We start from the raw sequence: 18720 nt of genomic DNA, 5'->3' as shown, positions 1-18720 counted from the left end.
TTCTTCTCCTTAGGACTTGGACAATCCCTTCATGATGATCTGGACAAAAACGCGCTTGATCTCCGCGGGCTCGGTGGGGTCGTCGGCATGGAACCAGCGATAGATCCAGTTGATCATGCCGAGGAAACCGTTGACGAGGAGGATGGGATCGCCCTCCATGAATTTTCCCTGCTGCTGGCCGCGGCGCACGAGTTCGACGAAGCGGTTGTTGTAACGGGTCATCACGGCGACGACCTTGTACTGGCGCTTTCCGGAGAGGGTGTCGAATTCGTGGAGGAAGAGGCCGACGCGCACGCGGTTCTGGATGATGTAATCGATCTGGGCCTCGAGGGCGCGGCGGAGCTGCACCACGGGATCGCCAGCGGGATCGATGTTCTTGGCGATGTACGCATCGCCCTGCTCGATGACGGCGAAGAGGAGCTGGTAGAGCAGGTCCTCCTTGGACTTGATGTAGTAATAGAGGGAGCCCTTGAGCATGCCGACGTCGCGGGCGACGTCCTCGATGGTGGTGCCGTGAAAACCTTTGGAGAAAAAGATCTTGGCCGCGCTGTTGAGCACTTCCTCGAGGCGGCCGCCGGATTTGGAGCGCGGGCGGGGCCGGTCGAGCTGGCGCGCGCGCAGAGATGCCGTGGCCGCTGGTGTGCGATCAGATTTTTGCCGCAAGGTTAGCCCCCGCTGTAACTGCATCCAGGATGGTCCCGGGGCGCTCGCAATCCCCAATGCGATAGACCGGGACGGGAAAACCGTCATTTTCACAGAAAGCCATGCTGTCGTTCGGGCGATAGCCGAGGGCGATGATGACGCTGTCGCAGGGCTCGGCGAATTCCTTCTTCTGTTCGTCGGCGTAGATGACCTGGCCGGCTTCGATGCGCAGGACGCGGCACTTGGTGAGCAGCTTGACGCCGGCTTTCTTGAACTCGTAGTACATCCAGCGGCGGGAGATGGCTTCGATGTTGAGGCCGATGTGCGACATCATCTCGATGACGGTTACTTTGTGGCCGCGCTCGATGAGCCACTCCGCGGTTTCGCAGCCGGTGCCGCCGCCACCGACGATGACCACGCGGTTGCCGACCGGCACGCGCTCGAGGAGCACGTCTTCAGCCACAGCGACATGGGGCTGCTGCGCGCCCTGAATGGGGGGCACCACCGGCACGCTGCCGGTGGCCAGCAGGACGACTTCGGGCTGGAGGGCCAGCAGGGAGTCCCGGTTGAGCTGTTCTCCAAGGAGCACGTGAACGCCCAGTTTATACACTTGACGACTCAGAAAATCAGTAAAAGAGTTCACTTCTTTTTTGGAAGGTGCGGCGGCGGAGAGGTGCAGCTTGCCGCCGAGACGGGTGTCGCGCTCGACGAGGGTGACGTGATGCCCCCGCAGGCGCGCGACGCGCGCGGCCTCGAGGCCCGCGGGGCCGCCACCGGCCACGAGCACGCGGTAGGGATGGGGCGTGGGCTCGATCTCGAATTCGTACTCGCGGCCGAGGCCGGCGTTCACCGTGCACTTTACTTCCAAAGCGCGGGAAACGAAGTCCACGCAGGTGTTGCAGGAGATGCACGGGCGGACATCGCCGGCGCGGCCCTCTTCCGCTTTTTTCGCCCAGTCGGGATCGGCGATCAGGCCGCGGCCGACAGCCACCATGTCGGCCTGGCCCGCGCTAAGGATTTTTTCGGCGAGGTCCGGGGAGTGGATGCGGCCGACGGCGATCACCGGAACGCTGACGGCCTGCTTGATCTTCGCGGCGTCGCCGGCGATGAGACCCGCCGGCATGAACATGGGAGCCATGATGTACTTGAGGGTCTGCCAGTTGCCCGCGGAAACGCTGATGGAGGCCACGCCGAATTCGACCAGCTTCTGCGAAACGTAGGCGGTGTCGGCGAGGGTCAGACCGCCGGGAACGTACTCGCAGCCGGAAATGCGGAACTGGATGGGAAAGCGCTCGCCGCAGACCTGGCGGATGCCCTGGACGATCTCCCGGGGAAAGCGCAGGCGGCGGTCGGCGTCGCCGCCGTATTCGTCGTCGCGGCGGTTCGAAAGGGGCGAGATAAATTCGCAGACGAGATACCCGTGCGCGCCGTGGATTTCGATGAACTCGAAACCGGCCTTCTGCCCGCGGCGGGCGGCGGAAACGAATTCGTCGACGACGTAGCGGATGTCTTCTTTATTCAGGACGCGGGGCACGGGGCCGCGCTCGGAGATGGCGATGGGGCTGGGGGCCACGGGCTTGCCGAGGGTGGTCTGGCGGCCCATGTGATTGAGCTGCAGGCCGATGGTGGACCCGAAGGGCTTGGCAACGTCCACGACGCGGGCCAGGCCGGGAATGAATTTGTCGTCGAAGAGATTGAGCTCCGGGCCGACGCCGAGAACGTCGGGATCCACGATGCAATTTTCGACGACGATCATGCCCACGCCGCCGGCGGCGCGCTGTTTGTAGTAGTTCACCACGCGATCGGAGACGCTGCCGTCCGGGTGGCAATAGCCCATGCCCATGGGGGGCATGACCACGCGGTTTTTCACGTGCAGGCCGGCGAACGAAATGGGCTCGAAAAGTTTCAATTTTTCCTTACTTCCTCAGCATGCCTTCAATGTCGATGCGCTCGCGCAGCGTGCGCAGCTCTTCTTCGGCCGGCCCTTCGGTCACGGGCACGTCTTTGGGAAGGAGCAGCTCGAAACCGGTGTTGTCGACGACCTGCTGCACGGAAACGCCGGGGTGCACGCTCTTCAGGCGCATGCGCTTGGTCGTTTCGTCGAAATCCATGATGCACAGCGGAGTGATGCAGTAGACGGGGCCGCTGCCCGGGATGCCCAGCTTGGAGCGGCCGTCGGCGCCGCCCTGGCCCCAGCCCACGGTGGAAATGAAATCGCACTTGTCGACGAAGATGCGCTTGTCGTGGGACTGCACGAAGAGGTAGTAGCGGTCGACATAGTGGGCCATGGAGAGGGTGCCCACGGCGCCGGGGCCGCGGAAATCGAGGTGCTTGTAGTCCTTGCCGACGCCGATGAGGTTGGAGTTGCCGAACTTGTCGATTTGCAATCCGCCGACGACGAAGGTGTCGGAGACGAGGCGCGGATCTTCCTGGAAATCGTCGTGGAGGATGAAGCCCTCGGCCCACTTCGCGGGGCGGTAGTCGTAGACGGTGTAGAAGGGCTCCATGCGCGGCTCTTTGAGCAGACTGGTGAAGGTCATGACCACGTAGAGGCGGACGTTGGGGCAGCGCGTGAGATGGGCGAGCAGAATGCCGGCGCGGGGAACGTGCAAGCCGGCGCCGACGGCGACGCGCTCGCCGTCGCGCACCTGGCGGGAGACAAACGTCGCCAGCAGCTCCTTGATGGTGAAGTCCTTCGCCAGTGTGGTGTTTCCTGCCAAGGCCGCTTCCCTTCTCAGTACTCGTGCAGCGAAATCAGCCGCCGGATGCCGATCGTTTCCAGATACTCCTCGTGCGTCTTGGGTTTGAGGATGTATTTCTCCAGATAGGCGTTGATGGGCCCGCGATCGCCCTTCTTGGCGAAGGCGTTGCCGGCATCCACGTACTCGCGGATGTGTTCCCCGTCCTCGATGTAGTAACCGGGAGCGGCGAAGGGATGCGAGCCGTAGGGAGCGCGCACCACGCCGTCCACGCCGACGAGGGAGGTGGCCAGGGGATTCTTGCGCACTTCCTCGTTGGGAATGATGCGCTCGACCTGGGCGATGGTCTTCTCCGCTGCGCGCCACATGGCGCGGTCGCCGAAGCCGGTGCCGATATGCTGGACATTGCCGAAGGCGTCGGAGTGCGCGGCGTAGATAATGGCCAGGTCGGGCTTGATGGCCGGGATGGCCAGCATGGGCTCGCCGCTGACCGGGTCGTTATAAACCTTGATCTCGGGGTTGATCTCCGGGAAGGAGGTGCCGATGCCGGCCTTCCAGGGGTTGGAGGGCAAACGCTGGGCGGCGGCGCGCAGGGCGCAGTAGAACATGCCTTCGTCGCATTCGAAAATGTCCAGCTCGCCGCGCTGCGCGGCGATGCGGAAGAATGGCGCGACCGGGCAGTAATGCTCGCCGCCCATGTAGGTGGTGACGAGCTTCTTGACGCAGCCGGCGGCGATGAGCAGGTCGAGATCCAGGCCGCCGGAGGCCGCGCCGACCACGGTGAGGTTCTTGATGCCGCGGCGGATGATGTGGCGGACAAGCGCCATGGGGTGGCTGGAATTGATGAAGCCGCCGATGGCGATGGTCATGCCGTCGCGGAACAGGGCCGCGGCGGCGTGTTCGTCAAGCACCAGGCTTTTGCGTTCGGGGAGCATCAGTCGTGCCACGAGTCCTTAAATTCGGGAATGCGCTGGCCGAGATATTTTTCGACGCAGGTCAGCCCGGCGCGCGCCGCGCGGTCCACGCCGATGCCGCGCGAGCGGAAAGTTTCCGAGGCGAAGTACAGGCCTTCCACGCCGGGAGCGGTGTAATCGGGGCGGAAGACGCCGACCAGGCCGGGCTTCTGGAAGACGCCGAAGGCCGGATTGGCGACGAGATGGCGGCGCTTCCAGATGATGTTCTTCCCGGTAAAAAGCTTGGGGTAGAAGGTTGCGAGGTCCTTCTCGATATCGCTGAATTTCTGCTCGTACCATTCCTGGGAACGGGTGCCCTGGAAGGCGAAGCCGCAGTTGTAGAGGTGCGTGCCTTCCGGGGCGACCGAGGGGTCGTAGCCGGTGGCGAGAAAGGCCCAGCCGGGCAGGCGGCTGTGCGGGGCATCGAACCACAGAGCCAGCTCGGTGGGATGGATGCCGGTGAAGATGGGCTCGCGGCAGGCGACGTACATGCCGACCCAGCAGACTTTGTAGGCGTCCTGGGCGAGGGTGTGGATCTGGGTGACGTACCAGTCGGGCAGGTCCTTCTGGCGGACAACGCTGAGGACGTTCCACACCGGAAGGGTGGAGATGACGGCGTCGCACTCGATGGTTTCCCAGTTGAAGGCTTCGGTCATCATGGCTGGTGCGCCGCGCTCGATCATCACGCCCTTGACGCGGCCCTTTTCGATAATCACGCGCTGCGCGGTGGTTTCCATCAGCAACTCGCCGCCGTGGCGCTTGAGGCCGTCGGCCAGCTGATTGAACATGCCGTGCCAGCCGCCCACGGGCCAGCAGGAGTAGCCGGCCATGCGCTTGTGCAGGTAGTGCATCTTGCGGACGTAGAGATTGTCGCTGGCGGAGTGGTCCCACCAGTTTTCGGTGAGGCATTCGGCCATGGCCACGTATTCGAAGAGGGCGATGACTCCTTCGCTGCTGGTGTGCTGCTGCAGCCAGGTGCGCAGGGGGAGATGGTCAAACTTGTCGAACTCGCTCCACTCGGTGTCGCAGAGGATCTTGATGACTTTTTTCAGCTCGTTCTTGTCGGTGGAATAGAGCTGCTGGATGGCTTTCCAGCCGCCTTCGTGCCAGATGGGCATGCCCTGGCTGGTGAGTCCGTGTTCCAGCTTGCCGCCGACGTAGTCGATGATCCTAGTGATGCCGAAGCCGTCGTCCTCGAGGAGGTGGCCGCCGAGATTGAGGCGGTAGCCTTCGAAGGGCACGGCCATGCCGCGGCCGCCGAGATGCTTGTCGCGGTCGAGGACCAGGACCTTCTTGCCCTGCCGGGCGAGCAGCGCGCCCGCCGCGAGCCCGGCAGCGCCTGCGCCCAGAACGACTACGTCGTATTTCGCCATACGGCGGTATTCTCCTGCGGCTCGCGCGCTACTCGCGGCGGAGGCCGAGCGTGTACTCCGCGATCAAAGCCTTGTGCAACTGGTTCTGCCCTTCGACGATCTGAAAAACCTTGGCGTCGCGGAAATAGCGGCTGACGGGATATTCGCCGGAGCAGCCATAGGCGCCGTGAATCTGCACGGCGTGCGTCGCGGCCATCATGGCGGCGTCCGAGGCGGCCATCTTGGCGATGCTGGCATCCTTGCGGGCCTGCTTGGCGCCGTGGTCCTTGACCCAGGCCAGGCGGTAGGTGAGCAGGCGCGCGCTTTCGATGGCGGTGACCATGTCCGTGATCATGGACTGCACCAACTGGAATTTCCCGATGGGCTCGCCGAAGACGATGCGCTCTTTGGCGTACTTCACCGATTCGTCGAGGCAGGCTTGCGCGAGACCCAAAGCGCGCGCGGCCACGCCCAGGCGGCCGTTTTCCACGGCGCACATGGCCACGTGCATGCCCTGGCGCTCTTCGCCGACGAGATTTCTGGCCGGGACGCGGCAGTCCTCGAGGATGACGTCGCCGGTGGTGAGGGGCTTGAAGCCGAGCTTGTGCTTGTAGGGCTTGAAGGTCATGCCCGGGGTGTTGCGGTCGATGAGAAAGGCGCAGATGCCCTTGCGGGGATTTTCGCGGTCGAGGGTGGCGAAAGTGAGCACCCATTCGGCGACGTCGAGAAAACTGATCCAGGCCTTGGCGCCGTTGAGGATGTAGTGATCGCCGTCGCGGCGGCAGGTGGTTTCCATGGCCGCGACGTCCGTGCCGGAGTGCGGCTCGGTGACGCCGGTGGCGGCGAAAACTTTGCCCTCGGCCAGGGGCTTCAGATATTTCTGCTTCTGCTCCTCGGTGCCGAAACGCAGGATGGCCGAGCCGGCCAAACCGCTGGGAAAGGAGAGGGCGCAGCCGACGCAGTGGCAGAAGCGGGAGATCTCTTCGAGGATGATGGTCTGGGTGGTGAAGTCGATGCCCGCGCCGCCGTATTCCGGGGGCACGATGCCGCCCATCCAGCCGAGTTCGGCGGCCTTCTGGATAATGGCTTTGGGGAAACGCCCCTCGGCGTCGTAGTCGGCCACATGGGGCGCGATTTCCTTCTGGGCAAAGTCGCGCACGGCCTTGCGGATCTGCTGCTGTTCATCGCTAAAAGAAAAGTCCACGGTGCACCGATTCAAACAACCGTTTGGTGAAGGGCAGTCTAACAAACTCGCCCGGCGGCGTCAATTTTCTCTTTGCCGGGACGGGGGGCCTAGGCCACCACGGCAAAACCGGCAATGTCGCGGATCCCGGCGGAGCGCGCCGGGTTCCACAGGACTTTCACACGCGCGCCCACGCGCAGATCCGTATCCTGCTCTGCACGAACGAGATGCACGAGGCGGGTTTCCGCGCCGTCGAGCTTGACGAGGCCGAAGACCACGCGCGCACCGGCTTGGGGCAGTTCGGCCAGGGCGCGAGGCACGACGGCGAATGACTCCAGGACCCCGGTGCCGGGCAGTTCGGTCCATTCGCCGGCAGGTTTCCAGGTGCGCCCGCAAAAGGAGAGCGGGGGGATGGTCTTGCGGGCCTGGCCCGGGACGCCGGAGGCGAGGAGTTTGGCGTCGCGCAGGCCTTCGAGAAAGCGCAGCAGGGCCGGCCCCGGGGTGTACTGGAAGGGGATTTCGATCTTCTGTTTGACGATCCAGTGCGATTCGCTCATGGGGCCGTTTACTCCAGCAACCGGAAATGCTTGATGTCCAGCATCGTGCCCTGGCGATCGGGGCGGAAGACGGCCTTGACGCGCTTGCCGACGCCGAGTTTCCTGGGGTCGGTCTCTTCGAGAAAGTGGTAGAGGGCGGTGGAAGCGCCGTCGAGACGGATGATGGCGAAGCCGTAAGGGACGGGGCGCTGCTCGCCGGTCATGGGGTCGATGAAGGGGACATTGACCACGGTGCAGCCGACGATCACGCCTTCGTCGCTGACCTCGACCCACTCGCCAGTCTTCGTGGCGCAGATGCCGCAGATGGGGCGCGGGGGAATATAGACGCGCTCGCAGGAGGGGCAGCGAATGCCCCAGATGCGCCCGGTGTCGCGGAGCTCCCGGAAGAACCGGGTGGCAAAATACCCGGCGGCATATTCGTATTCGACGCTGAGGAGCCAGGGCACTTTCAGCCCGTCGTCTTTTTTCTTTTCCGGCTTGCCGGTCTTTTCTGCCACGACGGTTCCTCGTTACTCCCGCGCCAGAATGAGCGCGTCGGTCCAGGCGTTTCCGCCATAGCCGGTGGCCAGCGCGAGTTTGGCGTTGGGGATTTGCCTCTTCCCTGCCTGGCCCATGATCTGCAGGGCGGCCTCGGCGACGCGGATCATCGCCGTGGCGCCGATGCAGTTGGTGGCCAGGACGCCGCCGGAGGGATTGACCGGCAGCGCGCCTTCCATGGAGGTGACGCCCTGATCGATGAGCTTGCCGGCCTGGCCGGGCTGGCAGAAGCCGAGGTTTTCATACATGGCCAGCTCGGCGTAGGTGGCGACCTCGTAGATTTCGGCGACGTCGAGATCCTTGACGGGATCGGTGATGCCGCAGGCTTGGTAGACGCGCTGCGAAGCGGCGCGCTGGCTGCGCATGTTGGCGAGGCGCTTGGGGCTGTCGCCCATGTACTGCTGCTCGTGGGCGGTGGCCACGGCCTTGATCCAGGCGGGCTGGCGCGCAAGTTTTTTCGCTTTCGATTCTTCGGCGAGGACCAGGGCGCAGGCCCCGTCGGACTGCGGGCAGAAATCGAGGCGGCGCACGGGATAGGCGAGATACGGCGAGGCGAGAACTTCCTCGACGGTGAGGTGGGGCATCTGCAGGTGGGCGTATTCGTTGTTGCAGGCGTTGCGGCGGGACTTCACGGCAATCTTCGCGGCGTGCTCTTCGGTGACGCCGCTCTCGTGCACGTAGGTGGAAGCCATGACGGCGAAGTTGCCGATGGCGCCGGCCATCATGGTGCGCTCCCAAAGGGGATCGCCGGCGGTGGTGATGGCGGTCTGGGTGTGGCCTTCGGACTGCTTTTCGAAGCCGACGGCGAGGATGGTGTCGTACAGGCCGGAGGCAGCGAAGTAATAGGCGGCGATGGCGGTGCTGGCGCCGACGGTGCCGCCGGTGTTGAACTTCATGGCCGGCTTGCCGAGGCCGCCCCAGCCTTCGACGCTCCAGAGTTCGGGGAGCAGGAAGCCTTCGAAAGGCTCCATATTGCCGAGCATGACGGCGTCGATATCCTGCATGCGCAGGCCGGCGTCGTCGAGGGCGCGGGTCACGGCTTCGGTGATGAGCTCGCGGAGATTGACGTCCGTGCGCTTGGCCACGTGTTTGGTCTGCCCGGTAGCTACAATTGCGACTTTACGCGGCATCGTCGAATGTCCTCGATATGTGTGACCGCGAAGCGGTCAACATGCCTGTGCGGACGCTTCGCGCCGCAACACAACAACCGTCTGGCTCTGCCCGCAGATTCCACTGGCGCCGTGGGCCAGGCCCGCGCCGGCGCCCGGCACCTGATGCGCGCCGGCGGCTCCGGTGAGCTGGAGATGGACTTCGGCGACGCGCGCGAGGCCCGCGACGCAGGTGGGGTTGCCGGTCAGCGCGCCACCCGACGGATTCACGGGGAGCTTGCCGCCGAGATCGAAATCGCCGGCGGCGAGACGCGCGTGGGCACGCTGGCCGCTGGCGAAGTGCAGCGCGTCCAGATAGAGCAACTCTTCGTGGGCATAGCGCGCGGAGAGTTCCGCGACGTGCAGCTCCTGTTGCGGGTTGCGGAGGCCGGCGGCGGCGAAGGCGCGCTGCGCGGCGCATTGCAGCGCGGCGGATTCGGCTAGCTCGCGGTCGGTCCAGTAGGCGTCGGTGGAGGTGCCCATGCCGGCGATCCAGCTCACCGGGCGCTTGGATTTTCTGGCGCGCGCGGGATTGCCGAGGAGGATGGCGCAGGCGCCGTCAGTGATGGGGCCGGCGAGAAGATCACGGAGCGGCGAAACGACCACGGGTGATTTCAGAATTTGCCCGGCGGAAAATTCGCCGCTGCGGCGGGCCAGCGGATTTTTCATGGCGTTGCGGTGGTTCTTGCGGGAAACCTGCGCCAAGTCGTTTTCACTGGCGCCGGAAACGGCCAGGAAGCGCTGCGCCTGCAGCGCGGCGGCAATGTGCTCGTCGAGGCCCAGCGGGCGCTCCACGTAAGGATCAAACATGCTGCTGGTGATCTGGTGGAACTGGCCTTCGGATTCCTTGCAGTGGGCGACGACGAGAGTGAGGTCGTAGGCGCCGGCGAGGATGCGCGCCGCGCCGTAGAGCAGCGCCTGGATGCCGTCGCCGGCGACCTTGCTTTCGGAATGGAGATAGCCGCCGACGACTTCGTTGATGGCCATGCCGGAGATGGTCCTGCCGTCGAAAAGGTCCTGGGAGGCGCTGACGATGCTTTCCATCTCCTGGAGAGCCACGCCGGTCTCGGTGAGGAGCTGGTCCACGACTTCGTGCACCAGCTCGTTGTAGGTCTGGTGCGTCTTGCGCGCCTCGTAGCGGGTCTGCACCGCGCCGAGGATGGCCACTTGTTCGGGGGCGCTCAAGGTCACTTCCCCGTCCATTTCGGCTTGCGCTTTTCGACGAAAGCGCCGATGCCTTCGCGGGCGTCGGCGCTGAGGACGGCCCGGAGGCAATGCTCGCGCTCGACGCGCAGACCTTCTTCGCGGCCCATGCCCAGGGATTTGCGCAGGGCCTGCTTGATAAGCGCGCAGGCCACGGGGGCCTGGCCGGCGAGCTGGCGGGCGAACTCCAGGGCTTCGGCGAGAGTTTTCTCCGGGTCGCAGGCGCGGGTGATCAGGCCGATGCGCTCGGCTTCGTCGGCGTCGAGGTGGCGGCCGGTCATCATCAGCTCGACGGCGCGTCCGTAGCCAACCACGCGCGGAAGACGTTGCGTGCCGCCGCCGCCGGGGATGATGCCGATATTCACCTCGGGGAGGCCGATGCGGGGCTTGCCGCGGGACATGAAGCGGAAGTCCATGGCGAGGGCGAATTCGCAGCCGCCGCCGAGGGCGTAGCCCTGAATGACGGCGAGGGTGGGCTTGGTGATGTCTTCGAGGCGGTTGAAGATGCCGTGGACGCGGGAGATCTTGCGGTCCACCCAGTCGTGCTCGAAGCGGTAGGTCTGCATGTCCTTGATGTCCGCGCCGGCGATGAAGATCTTGGGATTCCTGGTGGCGAAGACGACGGCGCGGGTCTGCGGGTCGTTGTCCAGCTCGTCGCAGAGCTTTTCGAACTCGACGTAGAGGGGCTCTTCGAGGGAGTTGACCGGAGGTTTTTCGAGAAAGACGGTGGTGACGCCGCCCGAGCGTTCGATCTGAAAGAATTTGTAGTCGGCCATAACGCGTGTCTTTCTGGCCGGCGCTCCTTCCGCGGAGGCGCCGCCGGATCCGCTCGACCCTGTCCTGCTTCGCGGCAATTGCGCGAAGAGTGCGAAACATTGCCGGCTGCAGATACCGCCGCAGGCCGCTAGAATTTGAAAATCTTGGCTGCGGTGTCGTGCAACAGCGCCTGTTTGGCATGCGGCTTCAGGTTGAGCGCGTCAATCTGCGTGAGGCTCTCCTCATGCAGAATAAGCGGGTAATCCGTGCCCCAGACGCACTTGCCGATACCGCGGCTGTTCAGGAAGTGCAGGACGGACTTGTCCCAGTATTTCGGAGCGTGGCCGCTCATGCAGATGTAGACGTTGGGATGCTTCCAGGCCATGGCGATCATCTCTTCGCACCAGGGCCAGCCGGTGTGCCCGCCGATGAGCTGCAGCTCGGGGAAATAAAGGGCGATGTCGTCGAGCAGGATGGGCTTGCCGCAGGCGCTGGGCATGAACTCGGCGGAATGGCCGACCTGGAAGACCACCGGAACGCCGAGTTCCGCGCACTTAGCGTAGAACGGGAACCATTCCGGGCCGTTGATGGGAATGCCGAAGCCGAAGGGGTGGACGTGCGCGCCCTTGAAACCGTACTCCTTCACGGCTTTCTCCAGGCGCTTGACGCCTTCCATGCGCTCGAAGGGGTTGATGCCGGCGAAGCCCACGATGCGGTCGGGAAATTTTTCGATGAGGCGGGCGATGTCCTCGTACTTGAAGTCCGCGCCCATCTTGTTCTTGCGGTAGAAAGCCTGCTTGAGCGCCGGGACGCAGACCTTCTCGATGCCCAGGCGGTCCATGTTGGCGACGAACTGTTCGGCGCTGTAGCCCTTCATGTTGGCGGTGCGGCCCCACTGCTTGCCCATCATGAAGTGGACTTCTTCGTTGTCGATGAAGAGATGCTGGATGCCTTCCGGGGTGAAGGGATTGCACCAGACGTCAATAGCTCCGGGTTTGCTCATGCGCTTCGTCCTTGTCTTCCTGGAATCGGAAATCGCTCAGCTCTTCTGTTTCGAGTCTTCTTCCACCATTTCGATGAGCACGCCGCTGGTTTCCCGCGGATCGACGAAGGCGATCTGGCGGCCGTGCATGCCCACACGCGGCGTTTCGTCGAGCAGCTTGACGCCGGCGGCCTGCAACTGGCCGAGCTGCGCCACCAGCCCGGCAACCTCGAACGAGAGGTGATGCAAGCCCTCGCCCTTCTCGCGCAGAATACGGCCGACCTTGGAGTCCGGCTCGCGCGAGCTGAGCAGCTCGAGGTGCACGCCGCCGAGTTCGACGACGGCCACGTCGGTGCGCGTCTCCGGCAGGAAGCCGCGTTCCAGGAGGCGCGCGCCGAAGAGCTGCTGGAAACGGCGGAGGGCGGCCTCCAGATCGTGCACCACGACGGCGATGTGACTCAGCTTGCCGAGCATGCCAGGCCCCCTGCCGGGGCGCTTTCCGAAATCAAACAACCGTTCGTTAGACAGGAATTTTTAGCAAATGGCGGGCCCGCTGTCAACTGCCGCGGCCCGCTCAAGCGCCCGCCGGGGCCCCCGCGGCCTGCACCCGCTCCCCTGCCCCGCTGGCGGCGAGCCAGCGGCCGGTGGCGGTGCCCGCGAGGTCGTGCTGTAGCAGCGTGCGCAAGTCTTCGGGATCGTCCACATCCATGCCCAGGCGCAGGTTGTGGCGCACGGTGCGGCGCGCGCCGGCTTGTTCGGCGGCGGCGAGGTGCTTGGCGAAGCTGCCGTGACCGAACTGCGAGGGAAAGAGCGTGGGGGGCGTGCGCAGGAGGGCGTTGGTGCCGGTGCCGTCGCGGGAAGGCACGATGAGCATGGCCGGCGCGGAGGATTCGAAGGCCAGCAGGTCGTCAATGTCGGCGGGCTGCAGCAGGGGCAGGTCCAGAGGCAGGCGCAGGAGGGCGGTGACGCCGCGCTGCTCGCAGCAGCGCGAGGCGTAATCGACCGAAGCGCTCTCGGAAAGCTGCTGCTCTTCGGCGAGGACTTCCCACCCGGCGGATTCGGCGATGCGCATGGCGGGCGCGAAGCTGGTGACGACAAAGATGCGCTCGGCGCGGCGAATGCCGCGCACGGCGGTAAGGACGTCTTCCATCATGGCGCGCGCCAGGCTCTGGCGCTCTTCAGGGGAAAGCAGGCCGGCGAGACGCTGCTTGGCATTCTTCTGGTCCTTGATGGGCAACAGCAGTGCGCGCATGTACTCCTCGTGTCCGGGCCAGACAAACGCCGGAGAAAACAGCTCTCAATAGCTGCCTTCGCCGTAAGGGACGTGCTTCTCCGCCGGGGCCAGCTGCAGCCGCGCCGGAATGCCGGCAGCGGCGCCGGGCTCCTGGTCGAAGCGCTGGCGAATGTCGTAGGTGGTGGTGCGCTCGGCGGGGATGCGGCCGATGGAACGGATCTGGGCGCGCAGCTCTTCCGGAGCGACGTATTCGCCGTGGGTGGCGCCGGCCGCTTTGGAGATGCTCTCTTCCATGAGCGTGCCGCTGAAATCATTGGCGCCGGCGGCGAAGCATGCGAGCGAAGTGGGAAAGCCCAGCTTCACCCAGGAGACCTGGACGTTGCGGATGGCGCCGTGGAGCAGGACGCGCGCCAGGGCATGCACGCGCAGATGCTCTTCGCGGCCCGCGCCGGGGCGCGCATCGCCGCGCTTGAAGAGCCGAGTCTTCTCGTGGATAAAGCCCAGGGGCACGAATTCGGTGAAGCCGCCGGTGCGCTTCTGAATGCCGCGCAGCAGCTGGATGTGACGGACCCAGTCGGCGGGCTCTTCCACGTGCCCGTACATCATGGTGGAGGTGGTGGGGATGCCGGCTTCATGCGCGGCGGTGATGATCTCGACCCAGAGTTTCACGGGGAGCTTGTTGGGGCTGAGCTCCTTGCGGACGCGGTCGTCGAGGATCTCCGCGGCGGTGCCGGGAATGCTCCCGAGGCCTTCGTCCTTGAGCATACGCAGGTAGTCGCGCAGGGGCATGCCGGTCTTTTCGATGCCGTAAGAGATCTCCATGGGGGAGAAGGCGTGGATGTGCATCCCGGGAAGGGCGCGCTTGATGGCGCGCAGGACGTCGCGGTAGAAGAAGCCATCGAGGTCCCGGGGCAGGCCACCCTGAATGCAGACTTCGGTGGCGCCGCGCTCCCAGGCTTCGCGCGCGCGGCGCACGATCTCCTCGGGAGAGTGCGAGTAGGCGTCCGGGGCGTTGGGACCGTGGCCGAAGCCGCAGAAGCTGCAGCCCACGAAACAGACGTTGGTGAAATTGATGTTGCGGTTGACGACGTAGGTGACGACGTCGCCCACGGTGGCGCGGCGGAACTGGTCGGCGACGGCGATGAGCGCCTGGAGGTCGGGGCCTTCGCTGGTGGCCAGGTGCAGGCCCTGGTCAAAGGAGAGCTCGCGGCCGGCGTTGGCTGCTTCTAGAGCTTCGCGAACTTCAGGACGGGCGGCGGCGAGGAGTTCTCCGGGAACCGTGGCGCCGGGCGCAGGATGCGAGGTGGCGGTGCGTGTTTCGAGGCTGGCCATGATCGTCTGAGCGCTCCCTCCCGGGCTTGCGCGAAAGCGGGCCCGGGGTCATCCTACCACACAGAGGTTGCGAGTCCGCGGCATCCGGAGCCGGCAAAATCCGGGGGCGGCGGGGCGCCCGGGGGCCATTGACAAGGGCCGGGCGGGCAGTTACTCTCCTCTGCGGAATTTCCTCTACCAAACAATTGTTTGGTAAGCTGGAGTCTAGCACAGGGACGCGCGGAGGGCCAAGAGCCAGCCGCGGGCGCCCGGCGCAAGCACCCGACTAACGAGAAGACTGCGATGCACCTCGTCGTTTGCCTCAAGCAGATCGTGGACCCGGAACTCCCCCCGGGAGACTTCCGCGTGGACGCCCAGAAGAAAGAGGCGGTGCGTGGCAGCGCCAGCCTGGTCATCAGCGTGTTCGACGAAAACGCGCTGGAAACGGCGCTGCAGCTGCGCGACGCGGCCGGCCAGGGCAAGATCACCGCGCTGTGCGCGGGCCCGGAAAGCGCGGTGGATGCGCTGCGCCGCGCCCTCTCTCTGCGCGTGGACGAAGCCATCCGCATCCGCGAGGAGGAGTTCCCCGCCCTGGACGGATTCGGAACGGCGCGGCTGCTGGCCGCGGCGGTACGCAAGCTGGAGCCGGCCGACCTGGTCTTCTGCGGGCGGGAAGCGGGCGACTGGCACGGGGCGATGGTGGGCGGGTTGCTGGCGGGCGAGCTGCAGCGGCCGTTCGTGAGCCTGGTGGCCGGGGCGCAGCGCGCAGGGGAGAAATACGTGCTGCGGCGGCAGACCGACGATGGCTGGGAGACCGTGGAGTGCCCGGCGCCGGCGGTCGTCTCCGTGACCAACGACGACGCCAACCAGCCGCGCATCCCCAAGGTGAAAGACAACATGATGGCCTTCCGGCGGCAGATCCCCGCGTGGGGCGCGGCGGAGCTGGGCGTGGCCGCAGCATCGCTGGCCGGGCCGAATGCGGCGCTGGAGTTTGCGAGCTTGTATGTGCCCAAGAGCGAACGGCAGTGCCAGGTGATCGGCGGGGAAAACGCCGAAGAGAAGGCCGCGCAAATGGTGAAAAAATGGGCGGAAATGCGGGTGCTATGAAGAGACGCCGCGGTATTTTCCGGAGAATGGCATGAAGAACGTGGTGGCGCTGATGATCGCGGTGCCCGGCAGTCTGCGGCGCACCGAAGTGGAAGTGCTGAGCGCGGCGCGGCGCCTGGCGGACGGGCTGGGCGGCACGGTGACGGCCGTGATTCTGGGAGCGGCGGACGCCTCGTGGAACGCGGACGCGGCGGCCTGCGGCGCGGAGCGCGTGGCGCGCGTGGAGCATGCGGCGCTGGGCAGCTACCAGGCGGAGCTGGCGGTGGAGGCGGCGCGGCAGGCATGCGTGGCGCTGCAGGCGGAAGTCTGCTTCGTGCCGAGCAGCACGTACGGGCTGGAGCTGGCCCCGGTGCTGGCGCAGAAGCTCGGCGCGGCGATGGTGGCGGACGTGACCGCAGTTTCCGGGAACGAGGCTACGGGAGCGGTGAAGATCACCAAACCGGTGTATGGCGGCAAGGCCAATTCGGAGTTGATCGCCAAGCAGGCGCCGCTGGTGCTGGCGATGCGCTCGCGCTCGGTGGCGCCGGTGGAAAAGAAGGCCGGGGCGGCGGCCGCGGTGACTAGACTTGATGTGCAGCTCGACGCGGCGCTGGCGAAGAGTACAATCGTCGAACGCAAGGCCGAGGCGGCGGGCGGAGCGCGGCTGGAAGATGCGCGCATCATCATCAGCGGCGGGCGGGGGCTCGGCGGACGGGAAGGTTTTGCGCTGCTGGAAGAACTGGCCGGGCTGCTGGGCGGCTCGGTGGGGGCGTCGCGCGCGGCGTGCGATCAGGGCTGGGTGCCGGCGTCGTGGCAGATCGGGCAGACCGGGAAGAAGGTGGCGCCGGAGCTGTACCTGGCCGTGGGCATCTCCGGAGCGAGCCAGCACCTGGTGGGCATCGGCGGGGCCAAGCACATCGTCGCGGTGAACAAAGACGAGAAGGCGCCCATTTTTCAGGCTGCCGAAGCCGGAGTGGTCGAGGATTTCAAGACGTTCATACCCGCGTTGATCCAGGCCGTGAAGAAACATAAAGCTGCCGAAGGAAAATGACGCCGACACGCGAAGTCTATTTCAACATCACCCACGTGTGGGTGATGTACGCGATGCTCGCCGCGGCGCTGGCGATCTTCGCGAAGGGCTGGTACGGGCTGTGGCGGCGGTGGCGCATGGGCCAGCCCGCGGCGCGCACCGCGCCGGTGCGCGCGCGGCTGCTGCGGGCGCTGCGGCAGGTCTTCTCGCAGCAGACGCTGCTGAAACGCTACCGCGCCGCGGGAATTTTCCACGCGCTGTTCTTCTGGGGCTTTGCCGTACTCTTCCTCGCCACCACCGTGGTGTTCATCCACGAAGATCTGAAGATTCCGATCATGCGCGGCTGGTTCTATCTGATTTTCCAGTCGCTGATCGTGGACCTCTTCGGGGCGTTCGCGATTCTCGGCATTCTGATGGCCTTCGCGCACCGCCACGTCTATCGGGCGAAACGGCTGAAGCCGGATACGCGCGACGACGCGCTGATGCTTTCGGTCATTCTGGTGATTCTGACGACGGGCTACGTGATCGAGGGATTGCGCATCGAGCTGACGCACGATCCCTGGGCGGCGTGGTCGCCGGTGGGCCGCGCGGCGGGAGCCCTGCTGGCGGGGTCGCTGAGTATGGAAGCGATGCGCGGGCTGCACCGCGCCACGTGGTGGTTTCACGCCGTGGTGGTTTTCGGCTTTATCGCCTGGATTCCCTATTCCAAGCTGCGGCACCTCTTTACCAGCCCGGCGAACATCTACTTTCAGAATCTCGGGCCTCAGGGCGTGCTGCAGCCGCTGGACATGGAGAAGGCGGAGCGGCTGGGCGTGAGCCGGCTGGAGCAGTTCACCTGGAAGGATCTTTTCGACCTGGACAGCTGCACGGAATGCGGGCGCTGCGAGGTGAACTGCCCGGCGTTTCTGACGACGAAGCCGCTCTCGCCGAAGGCGCTGATTCTCGATTTGCGGAAATACATGCATCGCATGAGCGCGGGCGGCGCCTCAGCGCCCGCAGCCACCACGCAGGGCGAAGAGGCTTCCCCGCTCGTGGGACCGGTGATTCACGAAGATACGCTGTGGTCGTGCACCACCTGCCGGGCATGCATGGAGCAATGCCCGGTGATGATCGAGCAGGTGCCCAAGATCATCGACATGCGCCGGCATCTGGTGATGGAGCGCGCGGAGTTCCCCGATGACCTGCAGGCAATGGTGCGCAGCCTGGAAGCGCGCGCGCATCCCTATCCCGGAGCGCAGGCCTCGCGCACGGATTGGATGCAGGGATTGCGGCTCACCGATCTCGCCGAGCAGCCAGACGCCGAGTTCGAAGTGCTCTTCTGGGTGGGCTGCGCGGGGGCGCTGAACAAGCGCAACCAGGAAGTGACGCGGGCGCTGGCGCTGGTGCTGACGCGCGCGGGGGTGAAGTTCGCGGTGTTGGGGCGCGAAGAGCGCTGCACGGGCGATCCGGCGCGGCGCATCGGCTACGAATTTCTCTTCCAGCAACTGGCGCAGCAGAATATCGCCACGCTGGACCGTTTCCAGGTGAAGACGGTGGTGGCGGCCTGCCCGCACTGCTTCCACACCCTGAAGAACGAATACCCGCAGCTGGGCGGCAACTACACGGTGCTGCACCACAGCGAATTCCTGGAGAAGCTGGTGGCCGAGGGGCGGCTGAAACCCGCGGCCAGCGAGGGCGGCGCGGTGAGCTATCACGATCCGTGTTACCTGGGGCGCTACAACGGCGTGTATGATGCGCCGCGCGAGCTGCTGGCCGCCGGCGGCGGCGCAGGCTGCGCCGAGCCCGAATGGAACCGGGGCAACGCGCTATGCTGCGGGGGCGGCGGCGGCTTCTCCTTCATGGAAGAAAAGAGCGGAACGCGGATGAACCAGAACCGCGCGAAGCAGCTGCTGGCCACCGGAGCGGAAACGGTCGGGGTGGCTTGCCCGTTCTGCATGATCATGCTGGAGGACGGGGTGAAGAGCGTGGCGGGCGAGAAAAGCGTGCAGGTGCTGGACATCGCCGAGGTGCTCGAGCGCAGAACGCGCGGCTGAAGACTTGCGGAATT

General features: G+C 65.5%; 18 protein-coding genes. 3 read left to right on the top strand and 15 right to left on the bottom strand.

Going from position 1 to position 18720, the window contains the following annotated elements:
• Positions 1-9: 9 nt before the first annotated feature.
• The 15 genes from LAN61_04335 to cofH form a co-directional block, all read right to left on the bottom strand.
• Positions 10-663, bottom strand: coding sequence for a TetR/AcrR family transcriptional regulator (locus tag LAN61_04335; GenBank protein MBZ5539733.1), 654 nt, complete (start codon positions 661-663; stop codon positions 10-12).
• Positions 647-2551 (bottom strand): FAD-dependent oxidoreductase, encoded by a 1905-nt coding sequence (locus tag LAN61_04330; GenBank protein ID MBZ5539732.1) that lies wholly within the window; start codon positions 2549-2551, stop codon positions 647-649. The genes LAN61_04335 and LAN61_04330 overlap by 17 nt, the downstream gene beginning before the upstream one ends.
• Before the next feature lie 7 nt (positions 2552-2558).
• Positions 2559-3362: a hypothetical protein gene (locus LAN61_04325; GenBank protein ID MBZ5539731.1), complete on the bottom strand. Its 804-nt coding sequence runs from the start codon at positions 3360-3362 to the stop codon at positions 2559-2561.
• A gap of 14 nt (positions 3363-3376) precedes the next feature.
• The gene (locus LAN61_04320; GenBank protein ID MBZ5539730.1) at positions 3377-4288 is read right to left on the bottom strand and encodes a hypothetical protein; all 912 of its coding nucleotides are present in this window, start codon (positions 4286-4288) and stop codon (positions 3377-3379) included.
• On the bottom strand, positions 4276-5667 hold the full coding sequence (locus tag LAN61_04315; protein ID MBZ5539729.1) for an FAD-dependent oxidoreductase: 1392 nt from the start codon (positions 5665-5667) through the stop codon (positions 4276-4278). The genes LAN61_04320 and LAN61_04315 overlap by 13 nt, the downstream gene beginning before the upstream one ends.
• 28 nt (positions 5668-5695) lie before the next feature.
• Entirely contained in the window at positions 5696-6850 is a 1155-nt protein-coding gene (locus LAN61_04310) for an acyl-CoA dehydrogenase family protein (protein MBZ5539728.1), read from the bottom strand.
• An 89-nt stretch (positions 6851-6939) separates the two neighbouring features.
• Complete coding sequence (locus tag LAN61_04305) at positions 6940-7386, bottom strand: OB-fold domain-containing protein (protein ID MBZ5539727.1); 447 nt, start codon at positions 7384-7386, stop codon at positions 6940-6942.
• Positions 7387-7394: 8 nt separating this feature from the next.
• A complete protein-coding gene (locus LAN61_04300; GenBank protein ID MBZ5539726.1) occupies positions 7395-7883 on the bottom strand; it encodes a Zn-ribbon domain-containing OB-fold protein in 489 nt (162 codons plus the stop codon).
• Between the two features lie 12 nt (positions 7884-7895).
• Positions 7896-9053, bottom strand: coding sequence for a thiolase family protein (locus LAN61_04295; protein ID MBZ5539725.1), 1158 nt, complete (start codon positions 9051-9053; stop codon positions 7896-7898).
• 36 nt (positions 9054-9089) lie between these two features.
• Positions 9090-10256 (bottom strand): thiolase family protein, encoded by a 1167-nt coding sequence (locus tag LAN61_04290; GenBank protein ID MBZ5539724.1) that lies wholly within the window; start codon positions 10254-10256, stop codon positions 9090-9092.
• A gap of 2 nt (positions 10257-10258) precedes the next feature.
• Entirely contained in the window at positions 10259-11050 is a 792-nt protein-coding gene (locus tag LAN61_04285) for an enoyl-CoA hydratase/isomerase family protein (GenBank protein ID MBZ5539723.1), read from the bottom strand.
• Positions 11051-11178: 128 nt separating this feature from the next.
• Positions 11179-12033, bottom strand: coding sequence for an amidohydrolase family protein (locus tag LAN61_04280; GenBank protein MBZ5539722.1), 855 nt, complete (start codon positions 12031-12033; stop codon positions 11179-11181).
• Positions 12034-12069: 36 nt separating this feature from the next.
• The gene (locus LAN61_04275) at positions 12070-12486 is read right to left on the bottom strand and encodes a VOC family protein (GenBank protein ID MBZ5539721.1); all 417 of its coding nucleotides are present in this window, start codon (positions 12484-12486) and stop codon (positions 12070-12072) included.
• A 100-nt stretch (positions 12487-12586) separates the two neighbouring features.
• The gene (gene cofC / locus LAN61_04270) at positions 12587-13264 is read right to left on the bottom strand and encodes a 2-phospho-L-lactate guanylyltransferase (GenBank protein MBZ5539720.1); all 678 of its coding nucleotides are present in this window, start codon (positions 13262-13264) and stop codon (positions 12587-12589) included.
• Positions 13265-13309: 45 nt separating this feature from the next.
• The gene (gene cofH / locus LAN61_04265) at positions 13310-14578 is read right to left on the bottom strand and encodes a 5-amino-6-(D-ribitylamino)uracil--L-tyrosine 4-hydroxyphenyl transferase CofH (protein MBZ5539719.1); all 1269 of its coding nucleotides are present in this window, start codon (positions 14576-14578) and stop codon (positions 13310-13312) included.
• A gap of 282 nt (positions 14579-14860) precedes the next feature.
• Between cofH and LAN61_04260 the strand changes: the two genes are divergently transcribed.
• Genes LAN61_04260 through LAN61_04250 form a run of 3 tightly spaced genes read left to right on the top strand, consistent with a single transcriptional unit; the run spans position 14861 to position 18706 of the window.
• Positions 14861-15664, top strand: a complete 804-nt coding sequence (locus tag LAN61_04260; GenBank protein MBZ5539718.1) for an electron transfer flavoprotein subunit beta/FixA family protein — start codon at positions 14861-14863, stop codon at positions 15662-15664.
• Positions 15665-15695: 31 nt separating this feature from the next.
• Complete coding sequence (locus tag LAN61_04255; protein ID MBZ5539717.1) at positions 15696-16694, top strand: electron transfer flavoprotein subunit alpha/FixB family protein; 999 nt, start codon at positions 15696-15698, stop codon at positions 16692-16694.
• A complete protein-coding gene (locus LAN61_04250; GenBank protein ID MBZ5539716.1) occupies positions 16691-18706 on the top strand; it encodes a 4Fe-4S dicluster domain-containing protein in 2016 nt (671 codons plus the stop codon). The genes LAN61_04255 and LAN61_04250 overlap by 4 nt, the downstream gene beginning before the upstream one ends.
• Positions 18707-18720: the final 14 nt, after the last annotated feature.

The organism is Terriglobia bacterium, from assembly GCA_020072785.1.
Taxonomy (GTDB): Bacteria; Acidobacteriota; Terriglobia; order Acidiferrales; family UBA7541; genus Acidiferrum.
This window is presented reverse-complemented; position numbering and strand designations above follow the sequence as displayed.